This is a genomic window from Massilia sp. CT11-137 (assembly GCF_047302885.1).
Taxonomy (GTDB): Bacteria; Pseudomonadota; Gammaproteobacteria; order Burkholderiales; family Burkholderiaceae_D; genus Telluria; species Telluria orientalis.
Genome location: NZ_JBKYMP010000002.1, coordinates 3,381,580 through 3,397,729, shown reverse-complemented (window position 1 = coordinate 3,397,729; position 16,150 = coordinate 3,381,580). Strand labels below are relative to the sequence as shown.

At 66.4% G+C, this 16,150-nt stretch carries 17 protein-coding genes; 9 read left to right on the top strand and 8 right to left on the bottom strand.

Features of this window, described 5'->3' with window-relative positions:
* Window positions 1-85: 85 nt before the first annotated feature.
* The gene (locus ACEN98_RS31955; protein WP_413388851.1) at window positions 86-1,024 is read left to right on the top strand and encodes a LysR family transcriptional regulator; all 939 of its coding nucleotides are present in this window, start codon (window positions 86-88) and stop codon (window positions 1,022-1,024) included.
* Between the two features lie 7 nt (window positions 1,025-1,031).
* On the opposite strand, the gene ACEN98_RS31950 is transcribed toward ACEN98_RS31955, so the two are convergent.
* The gene (locus ACEN98_RS31950) at window positions 1,032-1,367 is read right to left on the bottom strand and encodes a DUF805 domain-containing protein (RefSeq protein ID WP_413388850.1); all 336 of its coding nucleotides are present in this window, start codon (window positions 1,365-1,367) and stop codon (window positions 1,032-1,034) included.
* A gap of 141 nt (window positions 1,368-1,508) precedes the next feature.
* Between ACEN98_RS31950 and ACEN98_RS31945 the strand changes: the two genes are divergently transcribed.
* From ACEN98_RS31945 to ACEN98_RS31935, 3 genes are all read left to right on the top strand, one after another.
* Window positions 1,509-2,372: a hypothetical protein gene (locus ACEN98_RS31945; protein WP_413388849.1), complete on the top strand. Its 864-nt coding sequence runs from the start codon at window positions 1,509-1,511 to the stop codon at window positions 2,370-2,372.
* A 19-nt stretch (window positions 2,373-2,391) separates the two neighbouring features.
* Window positions 2,392-2,787 carry a nuclear transport factor 2 family protein gene (locus tag ACEN98_RS31940; RefSeq protein WP_413388848.1) on the top strand — a complete coding sequence of 132 codons (396 nt, stop codon included), beginning with the start codon at window positions 2,392-2,394 and terminating at the stop codon, window positions 2,785-2,787.
* 232 nt (window positions 2,788-3,019) lie between these two features.
* Window positions 3,020-3,181 (top strand): hypothetical protein, encoded by a 162-nt coding sequence (locus ACEN98_RS31935; RefSeq protein ID WP_258850763.1) that lies wholly within the window; start codon window positions 3,020-3,022, stop codon window positions 3,179-3,181.
* On the opposite strand, the gene ACEN98_RS31930 is transcribed toward ACEN98_RS31935, so the two are convergent.
* Genes ACEN98_RS31930 through ACEN98_RS31905 form a run of 6 tightly spaced genes read right to left on the bottom strand, consistent with a single transcriptional unit; the run spans window position 3,150 to window position 9,059 of the window.
* Window positions 3,150-4,013, bottom strand: coding sequence for a DUF817 domain-containing protein (locus ACEN98_RS31930; protein WP_413388847.1), 864 nt, complete (start codon window positions 4,011-4,013; stop codon window positions 3,150-3,152). The genes ACEN98_RS31935 and ACEN98_RS31930 overlap by 32 nt on opposite strands.
* Before the next feature lie 5 nt (window positions 4,014-4,018).
* Window positions 4,019-4,492: an MSHA biogenesis protein MshP gene (locus ACEN98_RS31925; RefSeq protein ID WP_413388846.1), complete on the bottom strand. Its 474-nt coding sequence runs from the start codon at window positions 4,490-4,492 to the stop codon at window positions 4,019-4,021.
* Window positions 4,489-5,343 carry a prepilin-type N-terminal cleavage/methylation domain-containing protein gene (locus ACEN98_RS31920; protein WP_413388845.1) on the bottom strand — a complete coding sequence of 285 codons (855 nt, stop codon included), beginning with the start codon at window positions 5,341-5,343 and terminating at the stop codon, window positions 4,489-4,491. The genes ACEN98_RS31925 and ACEN98_RS31920 overlap by 4 nt, the downstream gene beginning before the upstream one ends.
* The gene (locus ACEN98_RS31915; RefSeq protein ID WP_413388844.1) at window positions 5,340-5,801 is read right to left on the bottom strand and encodes a type IV pilus modification PilV family protein; all 462 of its coding nucleotides are present in this window, start codon (window positions 5,799-5,801) and stop codon (window positions 5,340-5,342) included. Before ACEN98_RS31915 ends, ACEN98_RS31920 begins: the two co-directional genes overlap by 4 nt.
* Window positions 5,791-6,279, bottom strand: a complete 489-nt coding sequence (locus ACEN98_RS31910; RefSeq protein ID WP_413388843.1) for a prepilin-type N-terminal cleavage/methylation domain-containing protein — start codon at window positions 6,277-6,279, stop codon at window positions 5,791-5,793. The genes ACEN98_RS31915 and ACEN98_RS31910 overlap by 11 nt, the downstream gene beginning before the upstream one ends.
* Window positions 6,276-9,059: a DUF6701 domain-containing protein gene (locus ACEN98_RS31905; RefSeq protein ID WP_413388842.1), complete on the bottom strand. Its 2,784-nt coding sequence runs from the start codon at window positions 9,057-9,059 to the stop codon at window positions 6,276-6,278. The genes ACEN98_RS31910 and ACEN98_RS31905 overlap by 4 nt, the downstream gene beginning before the upstream one ends.
* 455 nt (window positions 9,060-9,514) lie before the next feature.
* Between ACEN98_RS31905 and ACEN98_RS31900 the strand changes: the two genes are divergently transcribed.
* The 5 genes from ACEN98_RS31900 to ACEN98_RS31880 all read left to right on the top strand — a co-directional run bounded on the left by ACEN98_RS31900 (window position 9,515) and on the right by ACEN98_RS31880 (window position 15,481).
* Window positions 9,515-11,680: a TonB-dependent receptor plug domain-containing protein gene (locus ACEN98_RS31900; RefSeq protein WP_413388841.1), complete on the top strand. Its 2,166-nt coding sequence runs from the start codon at window positions 9,515-9,517 to the stop codon at window positions 11,678-11,680.
* Between the two features lie 81 nt (window positions 11,681-11,761).
* The gene (locus ACEN98_RS31895) at window positions 11,762-12,151 is read left to right on the top strand and encodes a hypothetical protein (protein WP_413388840.1); all 390 of its coding nucleotides are present in this window, start codon (window positions 11,762-11,764) and stop codon (window positions 12,149-12,151) included.
* Between the two features lie 81 nt (window positions 12,152-12,232).
* The gene (gene sigJ, locus ACEN98_RS31890) at window positions 12,233-13,123 is read left to right on the top strand and encodes an RNA polymerase sigma factor SigJ (RefSeq protein ID WP_413339804.1); all 891 of its coding nucleotides are present in this window, start codon (window positions 12,233-12,235) and stop codon (window positions 13,121-13,123) included.
* 197 nt (window positions 13,124-13,320) lie between these two features.
* Window positions 13,321-14,616: a diguanylate cyclase gene (locus tag ACEN98_RS31885; RefSeq protein WP_413388839.1), complete on the top strand. Its 1,296-nt coding sequence runs from the start codon at window positions 13,321-13,323 to the stop codon at window positions 14,614-14,616.
* A 136-nt stretch (window positions 14,617-14,752) separates the two neighbouring features.
* The gene (locus tag ACEN98_RS31880; RefSeq protein ID WP_413339808.1) at window positions 14,753-15,481 is read left to right on the top strand and encodes a DNA-binding protein; all 729 of its coding nucleotides are present in this window, start codon (window positions 14,753-14,755) and stop codon (window positions 15,479-15,481) included.
* A 133-nt stretch (window positions 15,482-15,614) separates the two neighbouring features.
* Here the strand turns inward: ACEN98_RS31880 and ACEN98_RS31875 are convergent, their stop codons facing one another.
* Entirely contained in the window at window positions 15,615-16,082 is a 468-nt protein-coding gene (locus ACEN98_RS31875; RefSeq protein WP_413339810.1) for an Lrp/AsnC family transcriptional regulator, read from the bottom strand.
* Window positions 16,083-16,150 lie beyond the last annotated feature (68 nt).

Here is a 16,150-nt window from a genome sequence, read left to right as displayed (position 1 = left end):
ATCTGGATGAATAAGTCTTGTCATCATCGATGAGCAACCGGCATAATTCAAACGAATTATTTTTCTGTCCAGATGAATTCCGCTCATGCCGACCTCGATCCTCGACCTGCGCCACCTGCGCACCTTGCTGGCCCTCCTTGAATCCGGCAGCGTGTCGCGCGCGGCCGCGCTGCAGAACGTGACGCAATCCGCGCTGTCGCACCAGTTGAAGGCGCTGGAAGAGTTCTATGGGTTGACGCTGTTCGAGCGCAAGTCCGCGCCGGTCGCGTTCACGCCCGCCGGCCGGCGCCTGCTGGAGCTGGCGCAGGACGTGATCCCGGCCGTCGACCGGGCCGAGCGCGACATCGCGCGCCTGACGGGCCACGGCGCGGGCAAGCTGCGCATCGCCGTCGAGTGCCACACGTGCTTCGACTGGCTGATGCCGTCGATGGACGCGCTGCGCCTGCGCTGGCCGGAGGTCGAGCAGGACATCGTGTCCGGCTTCCAGTCCGATCCCGTCGGGCTGCTGCACCAGGACCGCGCCGACGTCGCCATCGTGTCGGAGGTCGATGCGGACGAGCGCGACGTGGATGTCTACCCGCTGTTCGAGTTCGACATCGTCGCGATCCTGCCGCTGGGCCATCCGCTGCTGGCGCGCGACCACCTCGTGGCCGCCGACTTCGCCGGCCAGACCCTGATCACGTATCCGGTGCCGGACGAGATGCTGGACCTCGTGCGCCAGGTGCTGCGGCCCGCGGGCGTGGAACCGCCGCGCCGCACGACGGAGCTGACGGTGGCGATGCTGCAACTGGTGGCGAGCGGACGGGGTTTCGCGGCGCTGCCGCTGTGGGCCGTGCAGACTTACCTGCAGCGCGGCTACGTGGCGCAGCAGCGCATCGGGGCGGGCGGATTGACGGGGCGCCTGTACGCGGTCATGCGCCAGGCCAAGGGAGAACGCGGCCGCGACGACGCCTACCTGGAGGATTTCGTGCAGGTGATGCGCGAGACGTCGTTGCGGACCTTGCCGGGTATCCGGCTGCTGTGAGCAGGCCTCAGACCGCGTAGGCCGGGGCGGCGCCGTAGCGGTTCGGACGGCTGTCCTGGCACAGGAACACGATCATGACGATGACGCCGACGAACGGCACGAAGCTGATCAGCTGCCACCATCCGCTGCGGTCGGTGTCGTGCAGGCGGCGCGTGGTGACGGCGATGCCCGGCAGCAGGGCGATGACCGAATACACGTACGAGATCTTCGGTACGATCATCGCGAGGATCATGCTGACGATGAAGTTGAACAGGAAGAACCACCAGTATTCGGAGCGGCGCGCCGTGCCGTCGAAGGTGGCGAATTTCTTGAAGCAGGTTTCAACGGATTCGATGAGCGTCATGGTGTCCTCGTGATGTAAGTCCGGCACTATCGTACGCGAAAAGCGGTGCGACAAACTCTCCAATCTTCACGCCGCGCACGGTTCATCCGTACGTCATCCGGATGGCTTATAGTAACGACGACAACACGGATGGGAGCAAGTATGCGGTACACCCTCGCTTCGTCGGCCGGCAAGGGCCGGATCAACGAAGACGTCGCCGTCGTGTACGAGCGCGACGGTCATACGGACCTCGTGCTGATGGATGGCGCGACGCCGCTCACGCCCGAGCGCTGCGTGGCGGCCGGCGCCAGCGATCCGGCCTGGTTCGTGCGCCGCTTCGCGCAGGACCTGGGCCGCGTGCTGCGCGCGGACGGGAGCCAGGACGCGCTCGTGCTGGAAGCGCTGGACCACACGCGCGCCGCCTACCGTGCCGCCGGCGGCCACGCCGACGTGCCGCCGTACGCCTGGCCCATCGCGACGCTCGCGTGGGTGCGCGTGTCCGATGCCGGCACCGGGGGCAGCCACACCCTGGACCTGTTCTGCCTCGGCGACAGCAAGGTCCTGCTGCAGCTCCCGGACGGCACCGTACGCGACCTCGACCCTTTCGAGAACCCGCAGGAACAGGCGACGCAGGCCGCGGTCGCGGCGCTCGTTGCCGAAGGTATCCTCGATCCGGCCGAGCGCTGGACGCGGCTGCTGCCGATGCTGCGCGCACGCCGCCACGAACAGAACACGGCGGCAAGTCCCGCGGTCCTGTGCCTGGAACCGCGCGGCCCGTTCGCGGCGCGCAGGACGCGGGTGACGGCGCCGCGGGGCGCGCTGCTGCTGGTGCTCAGCGACGGCTTGTACCGCCTCGTCGACACCTATGGCCTGCACTCGGACGGCAGCCTGCTGGACGCGTGCCGCGCGCGCGGGCTGGACGCGCTGCTGGACGAGCTGCGCGCGTTCGAGGCCGGCAAGGAGGCCGCCGGACTGGCTGCGAAAACGGCGGACGACGCATCCGCCATCGCCTGGCGTTTTACGTGAAACGAGAAAGGAGAGACCGATGTCCCATGCCTGCATCGCACCGGCTGCCCTCGCCCTGATCGAGCGCTACGTGGCGGCCTACAACGCCTTCGACGTCGACGGCATGCTCGATACGCTGAGCCCCGACGTCCGTTTCGAGAACTGGTCCGGCGGCCATCTGACGGCCGCCAGCGACGGCCGCGACGCCTTCCGCATCCTGGCGGAACAGGCGAGAACGATGTTCGCCCAGCGCGAGCAGCGGGTGACGGCGCTGGCGCCGCGCGGCGACGCCCTCGTCGCCGCCATCGCCTGGCGCGGCCAGCTCGCCATCGACGTGCCCGGCGGGCCACCGGCCGGCACCCGGCTCGCAGTGCGGGGCGAGTCGGAATTCGTCGTGCGCGATGGACAACTCGCGCTCGTCGTCGACCGCAGCTGAGCTGGCGGGCTTGCCATTCTGTCGTGGAGAAAATCAGACGATCTTGCGGAATTTAACCTTGGTTAGATCTGCCTCATGGATTTGTATAGCCAGGCGGTGTAATCTGATCTTTTACCCCATCGCAATGTAACTTATCGGGGTGGCATCGGATTCGCGGGAAATCCATTCGTGTCGCGGGTTTCTCGGCCTCCATATTATGATTGGCTCATACATATCACATGAAAGGACTTCCATGAACCATGATGCAGGATTCCGCGTTTCCCGTTTCGAGGAACAGAAACAGCGCGCGCGCCGCGTGCGTATCGGTGTGATGATCGTTCTGTGCGCCTTGCCCGTGGCGATGGCGCTGGCCAAGACCGGCGTCACTGCTCTGGTACGTGTATCCGCGCTTTGACGTGCTTGAGGTTCGCGACGATCGTGAACGTCATGATGACCAGTAGCGACCACGAACTCCACTTGCTGACGTGGACGGCCGACCACGCGCCCAGCTGGTTCGGATAACGCCACAATCCCCAGAACGTGCCGAGGTTCTCCGCCAGCCAGATGAAGAACCCGGTCAGCACGAATCCCAGTAGCAGCGGCATGCGCCGCTCGCGGTCCAGCGGACGGAAACTGACGGTCGTGCGGGCGTAGAGCCCGAGCGCGACGGCTGCCAGGTACCAGCGCGCATCCCCCAGCGCGTGGTGTGTGAAGAAATTCAGGTAGATCAGCAGCGCGACGAGCGCGGCCATCCAGTACGGCGGATGGTGGCGGACCCGCAGGTCGAGCAGGCGCCATGCCTGGATGATGTAGCTGCCTACCGCCGCGTACATGAACCCCGAGAACAGCGGCACGCCCCACACCTTCGTGTAGGCGAAGTCCGGATAACTCCACGACCTGATGCCGCTGGACGTCTTGAACGCCTCCAGCGCGAACCCGAGCGCGTGGAACAGGCAGATCGCCTTCAGTTCGTCGCGGGTCTCCAGTCCGCTCTTCAGCATCCACGCCTGGATCGCCAGCGCCGCCCCCAGCAGCAGGTCGTAGCGGGGTACGCCGAGCAGGCCGGCGCGGGGCACGAGCAGCACGCAGGCGAAGAACAGTCCAGCGAACAGGCATGCCCGCGCTTCCTTGATCCCGAACATCAGGGATTCGAGCACGCCGCGGCGCCAGCCTTCGATGCCGCGGGTGCGCGCGTCCGTCAGCAACGTGTCGAGCGCGGCGAGCGAGAGTGGGGCGCGGCGGAGCATGGGCCTCAGTAGCAGTCGGTGCCGTCGGACGCGACGCAGATCGACGCCGTGCGCTTGCGCTCGACGTAGTCCGGGTTCGCGAGGTCCGCGTCGGAGCCCGGGCAGGTGCTCCCGTTGCAGGCCGTCGCGGTCAGCTCGAAGATGACTTTTTTTACGGTTTTGCCATCCGGTCCGAGCCCTTCGTCGTAGGGTTGCGGGGGCGTGGAGCACCCCACGTTCACCGTGAAGCCCGTGTCGTGTTTGAAGTCCGGCACAGTCTTCACGGTATCGCACGTCGCGTCCTTTGCTTTCAGTTTGTAGAACGCCCATTCGAGCCCCGTGCGCGCGGCGAGGCTCGCGCGGGTGCCGAGGAAGGACTGGTTGACGGTGACCTGCTCCGTCTCCGACAGGCGCAGCACGGCCAGCGCGAAGCCCGCCAGCACGACGAGGAAGATGATGGCCGCGATGTACGCGAACCCGCCCGCGCGCCGGGCCGTCATGGCGTGTTCTCCACGTGGGCGCCCATCGTCAGCCGGGCCGATTCGCCGCCTTCGGCCAGGCCCAGACGCAGCTGCAGGTAACCGCTTTGCTGGGTGGCGCCCTGGCTTTCACGGTACAGGAAGTTGCAGTCGCTGACCTTCGCGACGAGGATCGCGCCACTCGTCGGGCAGTTCTTCGCCGGCGTGGTGCTCGGCGTGTAGCCGGTGACGCGGTAGATGACGCCGGTGCCCGTCCCGGCGCCGTCCGTGCCTTGCCGGGTGCACGTGTAGGTCACGGCCCGCTCGAGCTTCGGGATGACGACGAAACGGCCGCCTTCGTAGCCGGCCGGAAGGGTCGCCGGCGCGGCGAGGGTGACCGTGTTCCGGCCCTGGGTCGTCGTGGCGGCGTCGGCGATGCTCTTGATCGCCCAGCTGTTGGCGGGGTTGTAGACGTCGTTCCCGTTCACGTTGCCGACGAATAGATAATCGCCTGCATAGCTGGCGTCGATGAGCGTCAGCGTGTCGAACGTATCCGTGGCGGCGTCGCGGGTGAACGGGTTGCCGGGGGTTGCATGCTCGTAGTCCGCCGCCGTGCGGAACCGGCCGCCATCCTTCGTCGGTACGAATTCGATGCACTGGTTCTGCCCATCCGTCCACGTATAGCGCAGCGAATTCGGCACGGCCGTGCGCACTTCCCACAGGATGCGGCGCAGCGCGGTATCGGCCTGGCTCGTGAGGTTCGCGCGCTGGCGGATCGAGAGATAGGTTTGCATGGCCGGCCGGATCTGCAGCACGAGCACGCCGGCGATGACGCCGACGATGACCATCACGATGATCAGTTCGACGAGGGTGAAGCCGCGCTGGCGGGTCATGATGGGTTGGTCCTCCAGCCGGTCAGCACGACGGAGCCGGCCCCCGGCATGGACACGGTGACGACGACGCGCACGGCATCCTCCGCCGACGCGACGCCGGCCAGCGCCGCAGTCACGGCTTCGACGTTCACCGAGTACCGCTCCAGCCCTGGAATGAGGTTGCCTTCGACGTCGCGGATGCCCGTCATGCCCTTGCCATAGCCGTTGTAGTCCCTGACGTCGTCGTAGTTGATGCGCGCCCCGGTGCCCGGCCCCGGCGTGAAGGGTTTCATCAGGATCTCTTCCATCATGTTGTCCGCGATCGACTGCATCTGCTGCACGATGACGGGATCCACGCTGGACCGCGTCGTGGCCGTGTACACGGCGACCATGCCGCCGAGCGCGACACCCATGATGACGAGGGCGACGATCAGTTCGACCAGCGTGACGCCGGTGCTGCGCCTGGCTTTATTCAACATAGCCGGTCGCGCCTTGTACGGTGATGGTGCGAAACAGGGTTCCGCCGTTGACGGCGCCCGTGACGGACAGGCTGCCCGCCCAGGCGGCCGCGCCGCGGGCGTCCGTCGTGATACGGCCGTCCGGCTGGAAGTACAGGGTGGCCGGCAGGTTGCCGGTCGTGAGCGTAAGCCCGCTGTCGCTCGTCGCATAGTCGTCGTCGCCCACGCCGTTCAGCGCGATCCAGCCGTTGTTGTTGCCGTTCACGCGCAGTACGACGGCCTTCGGCCCGACGGTCGCCGACACGACGCGCCGGTGCCCCATCGCGATCTTCTGGGCGCGGCGCAGGCCGCTGACGACCTGGTCCCCGAATACGGCCGCTTCCGCCGACTTGTCGCCCGTCAGGCGCGGGATGCCGATGGCGGCCAGCGCCGCGATGATGATCATCACGACGACCAGCTCGACGATCGTGAAGCCGCCGCGACGGGCAGGGCGCGTCATCGGAACACCTCGCGCGTGTGGATGATGCGCTTCGTCTCCGGCGCGTAGACGCCGAACGTGGCCAGCGCGGACGGGTCGACGTTGCCGGCGGGCGCGCAGGAGGCGTCCGGGCTGCGCAGGAATGCGAGGGCGCCGCCCGTGCTGGTCGACATCCCCGCGCCCCGGCTGGCGTAGCAGGACGTGTTGGCGGCCGTCGTCCCCAGGTTGAGCGCGAACGGCACGCTGACGTGGGCGGCGACGTTGGGCGTCAACGTGAGGTCGGCCTTGCCGCCCGTGAATGCCGGCGACAGCGTGGACGAGAGCGTGAGACCCGGCACGGCCGTCCCCGTCGACACGATGCCCGCCGGCAGGGCGGTGGTGGAGTCCTCGGCGTTCATGATCCACATCTGGCCCGTGTAATACTCGATCGACACGGGAATCCGGAGCAGGGCGCCGGCGGGACCGAACCGGCTGGGCAGGCGGATGCGCCCGCTGCGGATCAACAGCGTCGGTTCGGCGCCGGCCGTGACCTCGGCCGGCATCGCGGACGAACTCGCGGGATACTGATCGAGCGGCAGGTCCTCGGCCGCGCGCACGCGCAAGCGCGTCTGCGCCGTCGGCGACTTCGTGAACGTGAAGCTGCCGGCCCACGTGGCGCTGCCGGCCTTGAAGTCCGTGCCGCGCAGCTGCGCCTTGCCCACGAGGTCGGTGTTCGGATAGCTCGTCGAGCGGCTGAAGGCGCCGCCGGCGGCCAGTGCGCTGCCGTCCGGGTTGACGCCGGTGAACAGCACGTCGCGCGCATTTGCGCCCTCGTAGTTTTGCGTGACGCCGTTCTGCAGGTTGCGTGCCGTGACCTTGAGCTTGAGCGCGGGTTCGCCCGAATAATATTGCGCCAGCGTGCCGCCGAAGAAACGGGAGGTGCGCTTCCAGTCGGCGTCCGTATCGAACGTGAAGTAGGCCGGGCTGAACGTGCCGACGCCGCCCGTGCACCCCGTGGTGGCGCTGCCGGTCGCCGCGGTGGCGGGAAGTACGCCCGTTCCCAGGTAGCCGGCGCCGTTGGCGAGCGATGCGACGAGGTCGATGCGGCCTGTTTCGCTCCACGTGGCCTTGATCGTCTGCACGCCGGCAAGGGTCGGCGATGCCGTCTGTGCGAGCAGGCCGTTGCCGTTAGCCGGCTGGCACGTCACCGGCACCAGTTTCGCGCTTTCCGCTATCCGCTCGCGGCCGAAGTTCGGGGTCGCGGCCGGGGTGGACGCGGCATTCACGGCCGTGACCGTTGCCGTAAACTCCTTGCCCGCCACGTAAGGGGCATTGGCGTTCGCCAGCGCGAGCGCGAACTTCGCCGGCACGAACGTCGCCGTGACGTTCGCCGACGGCGGGCTGCCGGCGCCGCTGTCGGTCGCCTTGACGGTCACCGCGCCGGCATCCGCGTATTGCAGCGGCACGCTCGCCTTGCCTTCCTCGTTGAAGGTGAGCTTGAGGGTCGCGCCGGTGCCGTCGCAGGCCGCCGCGGCGTTCTGGCCGCTGTTCAGGGGGATATCTTTCAGGCGGACGGGCAGCGTGCCACTCGCCGGATTGCTGTAGGCGCAGGTGAAGGTGATGTTGCGATCCACGTTGTTAAACAGCGGCACGCACGTATTCTGTTTCGCGTCGAAGCGCACGGCGGCCATCGTGAGCTGCGGGGGCGAGGGCGCCTCGGCGTAGGCGGCGTCGGCGCTCATCGTCATCGTGTACGCGGAACTGGCCACGGCGACCTTGCAGTCGCCCCCGGTGCCCGTGTCCGTGCGGTTGCAGGCGGTGGCGCTGGCCGTCGTCGCGCCGGACAGCCCCAGGGTGAACGTGCCGGCCTGGGTCCAGCTCACGGCCGCCTGCACGCTGCCGGACGTCGGTATTGCCACCGACTGGCCCGTCGGGGCCAGCGTCACGGTGGCGCCGCCGCCGTACGTGGCCGTGCACGCCTGGTTGGCGCAGGCGGTGATCGTCACCGCCGACGGCGCGCACACGCTGCCCGCCGGATTGTAGTTGATGAGGAAGTGGTCGAGCGCTACAGCATTGCCCTGGCAGTGCGGACCCAGCGTCGTGTTCACGTCGTAGCCGCTGCTGTTCTGTACGCAGTCGCACTTGCCGGTGGCGGTGCCGCCCGAGCAGTAAATCGTCTTCGTCACGCGGCCGTGCCAGTTGAAGATGCCGCTGTCGATCGTCGCATTGCCATCGATGAGGGCGTCCGATGAGTCGAGCGTCAACGTGCCGGCGGTTACGTCGCCTTTTTTCACGGTGACGGAAGAACCAAGCTGCAGCGACGTCCGGGCCGTAATATTGCCCTCGACCGTGGAGCCGGACGCCAGCAGGCTGACGACGGGCGCCGTGATGTTGCCCTTGACCGTGCTCCCCGAAGCGAGCGTAAACGAGTTCGTCGCGACGATGTCGCCGTTCAGGGCGACAGGGGAGTTGGTCGTGATCGTCGCACCGCTGATCGGGCCGTTGATCGTCGCGTGCGAGGCGACGTTGACGGTGCCCGTCGCCTTGATGCTGCCGTTGATGGTGAGGTCGGATCCGGTGCCCAGGTTCGCCGTGACGGCCTGGATGGTCGCCGTCAGCGTCTGGTTCTGCGCGCCCACGCTGAACACGTCGCCTGCGATCAGCGTGCCGCCACTGATGTTGAGGTTGCCGGTCTTGATCCCGCCGATGTCGAGGTCGCCAGTACTCGACAGGACAGCGGTACCGCTCATCGTCAGCGTGTGATCGTATCCGAACGTGATGTCCGACGTAAAATCTACCCGGTAGCCGCTCGCAATGGTCATACTGTCGTTCCAGTTGCTCAGCGGAAGGCTTGTGCACGTGTACGTATTCCCTGACAACGGACACCCGCCGACGTTTCCACCATTGAACTGATAGGTCTTCGCGTACGCGTGGCCGCCTGTCGCGGACAGCATCAAGGCAAGCAGCAAGTAATAAAGGCGGCGCAGGAGCATGGCTGGCCGATTATATCTTGGAGGACCAAGTATTTCGTCAAATCAATAGCACATGAGGGCTGCGCGCCACATACGCGTCATCGTCTTGTATCGGAACCCGAGACGGGCCCGCCGGAAGCGTTCCCGGAAGATCGCGTGCGGGCCAATTTCGCGGGACTCGGTGGTGCAACGCGGAAGTGACAAACGCCGCGATTCCGGATAGCATAATTCGTTAGTCTCTCGAACTATTTGATCCGAACGCTGCCAATCCAGCGCGTATTGACGCAATCCTCTGCCCTCTCACGATGTCACCCACACCTCTTTGCCTCGCCATCGCCGCCGTGCTGTCCTGTCCCGGCGCCGCGTTCGCACAATCCACCCCGCCGGCCGACAAGGGCAAGGCCCAGGACAAGCCGATGCAAAAGGTGGAAGTGAAGGGCTCGGCCAGCACCTACGACCCGCGCCGCGACGACACGGCCAGCAAGACCGTGCTGTCGGCCGAGGAGATCCGCAAATACGGCGACGACAACATCTTCGACGTGCTGAAGCGCGCACCGGGCGTCACGGTGACGGATAAATCGATCAAGATGCGGGGACTCGGCGCCGGCTACACGCAGATCCTCGTCAACGGCGACCGCCCGCCGCCCGGCTTTTCGCTGGACGCGCTGACGCCGGACCAGATCGAGCGCATCGAAGTGATCCGCGCCGCCAGCGCCGAGTATTCGATGCAGGCCATCGCGGGCACCATCAACATCGTGCTGCGCAAGGTCGTGAGCAAGCCGCAGCGCGACCTGCGCCTGAACGCGACGCGCTCGCCGTTGCAGCGCAGCGGCACGATGGGCGGCACGTGGGGCGACAAGGTCGGCACCCTGTCGTACTTCGTGAACGGCACGCTGTTCGGCGGCCACAACGAGTTTCATTCGCGCGGCGCGGACCAGCTGTCGCTGCCGGACGGCACGCTGGCGCAGTCGCGCCTGACCCGCTACGACGGCGGCGGCGCCTACCGCGGCGGCGTCCTGTTCCCGCGCCTGAACTGGAAGATCGACGCGGACAACGAACTGAACCTGTCGGCGGGGCTGCAGGCGAGCAGCCATGCGTGGTCCGGCGTCTCGCACAACGAGAATCTCGCCGGGTCGTTCGGCAATCCGGACTGGATCGACATGCCGGGCCGCACGTCGGGCGATCAGTGGATGATGCGCGGCGAGATCGGCTGGGTCGCGAAGCTGGCCGGCGGCAAGCTGGACGTGAGCCTGTCGGGGGAGCGCAGCCGCGACGAGAACGACAACGACACGGATTATTATTCGGCCGGCCGCGCGCACCACCTGCTGCGCGACTGGGACACCGTGTATCGTCCGCGCCGCATGTCGTTCCGCGGCAAGTTCGCGCGCTCGCTGTTCGACGGCCATTCGCTCGTGACGGGCATCGATGCGAGCCGCCAGCGCAACGAGGACTCGCGCGACCGCATCGACCAGCAGGACGGCGCGCCCGCCACGCACGTGGTCGAGGCCTACGAGCCGCAAGTCACGCGCCTGGCCGGCTATGTGCAGGACGAGTGGAGCATCACGAAGCAGTGGTCGATGTACCTGGGCGGGCGCTGGGAAGGCGTGGAGACCGAGAGTGCGGGGACGAACGTGCCCGGGACGACGTCGCGCAGCCACGTGCTGAGCCCCGTCGCGCAGACCTTGTACAAATTTCCCGACAAGAGCGGCCGCCAGGTGCGCCTCGCGCTCACGCGCACGTACAAGGCGCCCACCGTCGACCAGCTGACGGCGCGGCGCTACCTGTCCGCGCTGAACACCCGCTTCGCGCCCGATTCCAGCGGCAATCCGGGCCTGAAGCCGGAGCTGGCGAACGGCGTCGACGTCGCGTTCGAGCAGTACTGGGCGGACGGGGCGATGGTGTCAGTGAGCGGCACGCAGCGCCTGATCAGCGACTATATCCGCACGCGCCTGGACCTCGATCCGGACGGCCGCTGGATCTATCGCCCGCTGAACGACGGCGACGCGCGCGTGCATTCGCTCGAGGCCGAAGTGAAACTGCCGCTGCGCATGCTGAACCCGGCCGCCGCCGGCTTCGACATGCGCGCGAGCGTGACCCGCAACTGGTCGGAAGTGTCGACCGTGCCCGGCCCCGACAACCGCCTCGACGGGCAGACGCCGATGTCGGCCAACGTCGGCCTCGACTACCGCCGCGATCGCCTCAGCTTCGGCGCCAGCATGGCGTACCAGCAGGGCGGCTGGGTGCGCGTGTCGGACGCGCAGATCCGCCACGCGCACACGCGGCGCGACGTCGACGCGTATGCCGCGTGGAAGCTCGATCCGCACCTGCAGCTGCGCTTCACGCTCAACAATATCCTGGGCATGGACGGCGAGTCGGAAAGCATCTACGAGGACGCGGGCGGGCTGTCGCGCCAGGTCAGCTGGCAGCAGGGCGCCACGCGCGTGGGGGTGAATCTCGAGCTGAAGATGTGACCAGGAAACGAATGTTCCACCCGTTACGGTTTGGTACAAATTCCAAACGTACAGATGAGTGACGGCGGTTAGGATTGCCGCATGAACTTTACTTTTTCGTCATTGGAGCACGGAACCTGTGTCGTCAAGCTGTGGGCGACGGGCCGTTACGGGTTTTCCCTGCCGAAGAAAGTCGACATCACGACGCCCGCCGGGGCGACGTGTACGTTCCTCTACATCAACAAGGTTGAACAGCGGGTCAGCATGAAGGCGGAGCCCGGCAACCGGATGATCGTCCGCATTGCCATCGGCGCCTTCCTCGCCGGCGTACCGCCGGACGGCAGCACGGTCGAGATCGATCCCGACATGCCGCCGTATGCCGGCAAACTCACCCCGGTGCGGCTGGACGCGCCACGCGCACCGATGCGGGTGCGGCCGGGAAAGTCGCATGCCCGCACCCGGCTGGATGCCGAGTGCGGGACGCCACCCTGACAGCCCGGGCAGCTATGTCGCAGCGCTGACGGGGCGTACAATCGGCGGTCACAAAACGTGTGCCTCATCCGTCTAATGGATATGGATACCCAGACTGCCACTCCCCTCGACGAATTCATTCGTCTCCGTCCCCGCCTGTTCGGGATCGCCTACCGCATGCTGGGCGTGCGCGCCGACGCCGAGGACATCGTCCAGGAAGCCTGGCTGCGCTGGCAGAACGGCGGCAGCCTGGAAGCGCGCACGCCGGAAGCGTGGCTCGTCACCGTCGTCACCCGGCTCTCGATCGACCGCCTGCGCGGGGCCATGACGGAGCGCGAGCACTACGTCGGCCCGTGGTTGCCCGAACCGCTGGTCGAAGACACCGCGGCGTCGCCGGAAAGCGCACTGGAAGCGGCCGGCGACCTCTCGACGGCCTTCCTGCTGATGCTCGAACGGCTGGCACCGGAAGAGCGCGCCGTGTTCCTGCTGCACCAGGTGTTCGATTTCGATTACGCCGAGGTCGCGGCGATGGTCGGCAAGACGGAGGCGGCCTGCCGCAAGGTGCTGCAGCGGGCGCGCGAACGGGTGCGGGCGGAACGGCCCAGGTTCGCCGTCAACCGCGAACTGCACCTGGAATTGCTGGGGCGTTTCGTGCAGGCGGCCCGTTCGGCCGACCCGGCCCAGGTGCAGGCGCTGCTGACGGCGGACGCGACGTTCACGGGCGACGGCGGCGGCAAGGTCAAGACGACGGTCAGGCAGGTGGTCGGCGCCGACCGCGTGGGCCGCCTCGTCGCCGGCATCGAGCGCAAGTGGTCGAACGCCGACACGCGCCACGACATCATCACCGTCAACGGGGCGCCGGGCGTGCTGACCTGGCGCAACGGCATGCCGGATGCGATCACGTCGATCCACATCGAGGACGGCCGCATCGCCGCCATCTATGTCGTACGCAACCCGGACAAGCTGGGCGGACTGGCCGGCCTGCGTGCCTGATCGGTATCTTTTTGTCAGCGCACAACATATTTTCCTGATAACTCTCAGAGGAACATCAGATAGTCAAAAAAAACGGGGTTTCTTTCTTATGCATGGCGCAAACGGAGGTATGCTGGCGGTCGGCGCAACGCTACCATGGTCAACTCTTCGAAGGCGTGTAACAGATGGCAGGGCATACCTCGTTGTACAGGAATCATGTGTTGTTCTTGTCGCACAGCTTCTTCATCAAGGACAACCAGGCCGAGTTGCAGTTGCACGCGCATAAGTACGATTTCGATATCCGCTTCTTCCATGAGCTGAGCGAATTCGTGGCGGCGGTCGAACGCGATGCGGCCGACAGCCTGTACGTCGTCGACCTCGACGCGCTGCACAACATGCAGTCGGACCTGCGCGATGCGCGCAAGACCCTGCTGCTGGGCGAGCTGCTGCAGCGGCTGCCCGCGGACCACCGCTACGTCTACCTGCAAAGCGTGCGCCAGGGCAGCCGGTTCCTGCTGCAGCAACGCCTCGTCGACAGCAACTGCCTCGCCTACGCCGAAAAGCCGATCGCGAACGACGTCCTCGTCGACAAGCTGTTCAACCTGTTCGTGCAGCAGAAACGCGGCGACCTCGTGCGCGTGGTCATGCTGGGCGCGCCGCCGGGCTGGGACGAGGCGGCGCTGCGCGCACAGCGGCTGGACATCGTCTATCACACCGATCCGCAGACGCTGCACCTGCGCGTGAAAGACCTGCAGCCGGATATCGTGCTGATCACGGACGCGGAATACGAATGCACGGAAGCCGTCGTGCGCGTGCTCAAGCGCAATATCGAGGCCGATCCCGTGCGCGAGATCACCTTGCTGCAACGCCGCGCCGACCCGGCGCTGGCGCGACGCGCGCTGGACAGTGGCTTCGATGCATTGCTCGCGATGGACGATGCCGAGCTGCTCGCGCGCCAGTTGCTCAACCGGGCCGCCAAGATCCGCATCAACCGCGACCTGATCGGCAAGGACCGCGCGACGGGCCTGCTCAACAAGATCGGCCTGCAGCAGAAGGCGCAGGCGCTGATCTGCCGCGCCGTGCTGGAAAACCGGCCGCTGTGCTTCGGCGTCATCGACATCGACAAATTCAAGACCATCAACGATACCTGGGGCCATTATTTTGGCGACATCGTCATCAAGCGTCTGTCGCTGACGCTGGCGGCGCGCATGGAAGAGGGCGACCTGCTGAGCCGCTTCGGCGGCGAGGAATTCGTCGTCGTGTTCTGGGATTGCACGCTGGAGCAGGGCTGGCACCGGCTCGACGCGCTGCGCCAGGCGTTTGGCGCCATTGCGTTCGAGGTCAAGCCGGGCGACGTGCGCCACTTCTCGTTCAGCGGCGGCCTGGCCGCCTATCCGGACGGACGCAGCGAGAACGAATTGTTCCTGCGCGCGGACGCCATGCTGTACCAAGCGAAGCAGGGCGGACGCAACCAGATCCGCCCGATCGCCGCGCCAGTCGCGCAAACGGGCTGAATTCTTACCAATTGTGAAATGGTTTGCCGGCCAACGCGTCCGGCGCGCAACACTCTTGCGCTGATTGCTGCTGAATTTCTCTACGGGAAGTATCATACGCACTCCCGAAATCCAACGAAGCAGGAGTCAAGACCTTATGGCAGGCCAAGAAGTCACATTCGACGACGTTGCGCGCGCAGCCGAGAGTTTGCAGGAGGATGGCGAAGCGGTAACCATCGAAGCGGTGCAGGACTTCCTCGGCGAGGGGTCGCCGAACGCCATCTTCAAGCACCTGGCCGCGTGGCGTGCGGCGAACGTCAAGCCGAAGGCTCCCCCAAAGGCCGAGCTGCCGCAGGAATTGCTGGCCGGTCTGGCGGACTGGGCCTTGAAGTTCGCGGAGCAGGCCGGTGCCGGCGATCGCGAAGCGCTCGAGCGCAACGAGGCGGACATCGAAGCGCTGCGTTCGGCCGGCGAAGTGCTGGAAGGCGAGCGCGACGCGCTGCGCGAGGAAATGGCGAGCGCCACGGCGGCGTCCGAGGAAGCCATCGCCGAGCGCGACGAAACCATCGAGCGCCTGAACGCGGAACTCAAGAATGCGCGCCAGGTCGCGATGGATGCCCTCGTCAGCAAGGCGAAGGACCAGCTCGCGATCGACGGCAAGGAACAGCAACTGACGCAGCTGCGCCAGGAACTGGAGCGCAAGGTGGCGGACATGGCCGCCGAATCGGACGCGCGCCTGCGCGCCGAGATGGAACTCGTGGGCGCGACGACCGCGCGCGACAGCCTGGCGGCCGAGCTGGACGACCTGCGTGCGAAGCTCGACAAGTCGACCGCGGAGCGCAGCAAGCTGCGGGCCGAGCTGACCGAGCTGAAATCCAAAAAATAAACGTGTGCGCATCGTGGGCTCGGGGAGCCCACCCTACAGTGCACTGAAATCCAAAAAATATGTGCACGGCCACACGGACGGAGTGCATTTCAGCGCGTAGGGTGGGCACCCTGTGCCCACGCGAAGGCCGGCATCATGGCGAAACCGACGGGGTGCGTTTCAGGCACCGCAACGTAAACGTCGACCGCGTCCGCGTCACCCCCGGCAGCTTGTACAGCTTCTGCCGGAGAAATTTCTCGTAGCCTTCCGTCCCCGCCACGGCGACCTTGATCAGGTAGTCGTACTCCCCCGACAGCAGATACGCCTCCATCACCTCCGGCAACTCGGCCAGGGCGTCCTGGAACGCCTTGAAGATCTCGTCGTCGTGGCGGTCCACCGTCACCTCGATGATCACCGTGTCCGGCATGCCCAGCGCCCGCTGGTCCAGCATCGCGACGTAGCCCGTAATGAAACCCGCTTCCTCCAGCGATTTGACGCGGTGCCAGCAGGGCGTCGGCGACAGGTGCACCGTTTCGGCCAGTTTCTGGTTGCTGATGCGTCCGTCGCGGCTGAGCGTGCGCAGGATCTGGCGGTCGATCTCGTCCAGCTGGCCGTCTTTCATCGCAGTGCTTCCTTCGTAGATTCTAGATAACGCCGGAGATTTTATCTTCTATCTCGCATTTCTGCAGA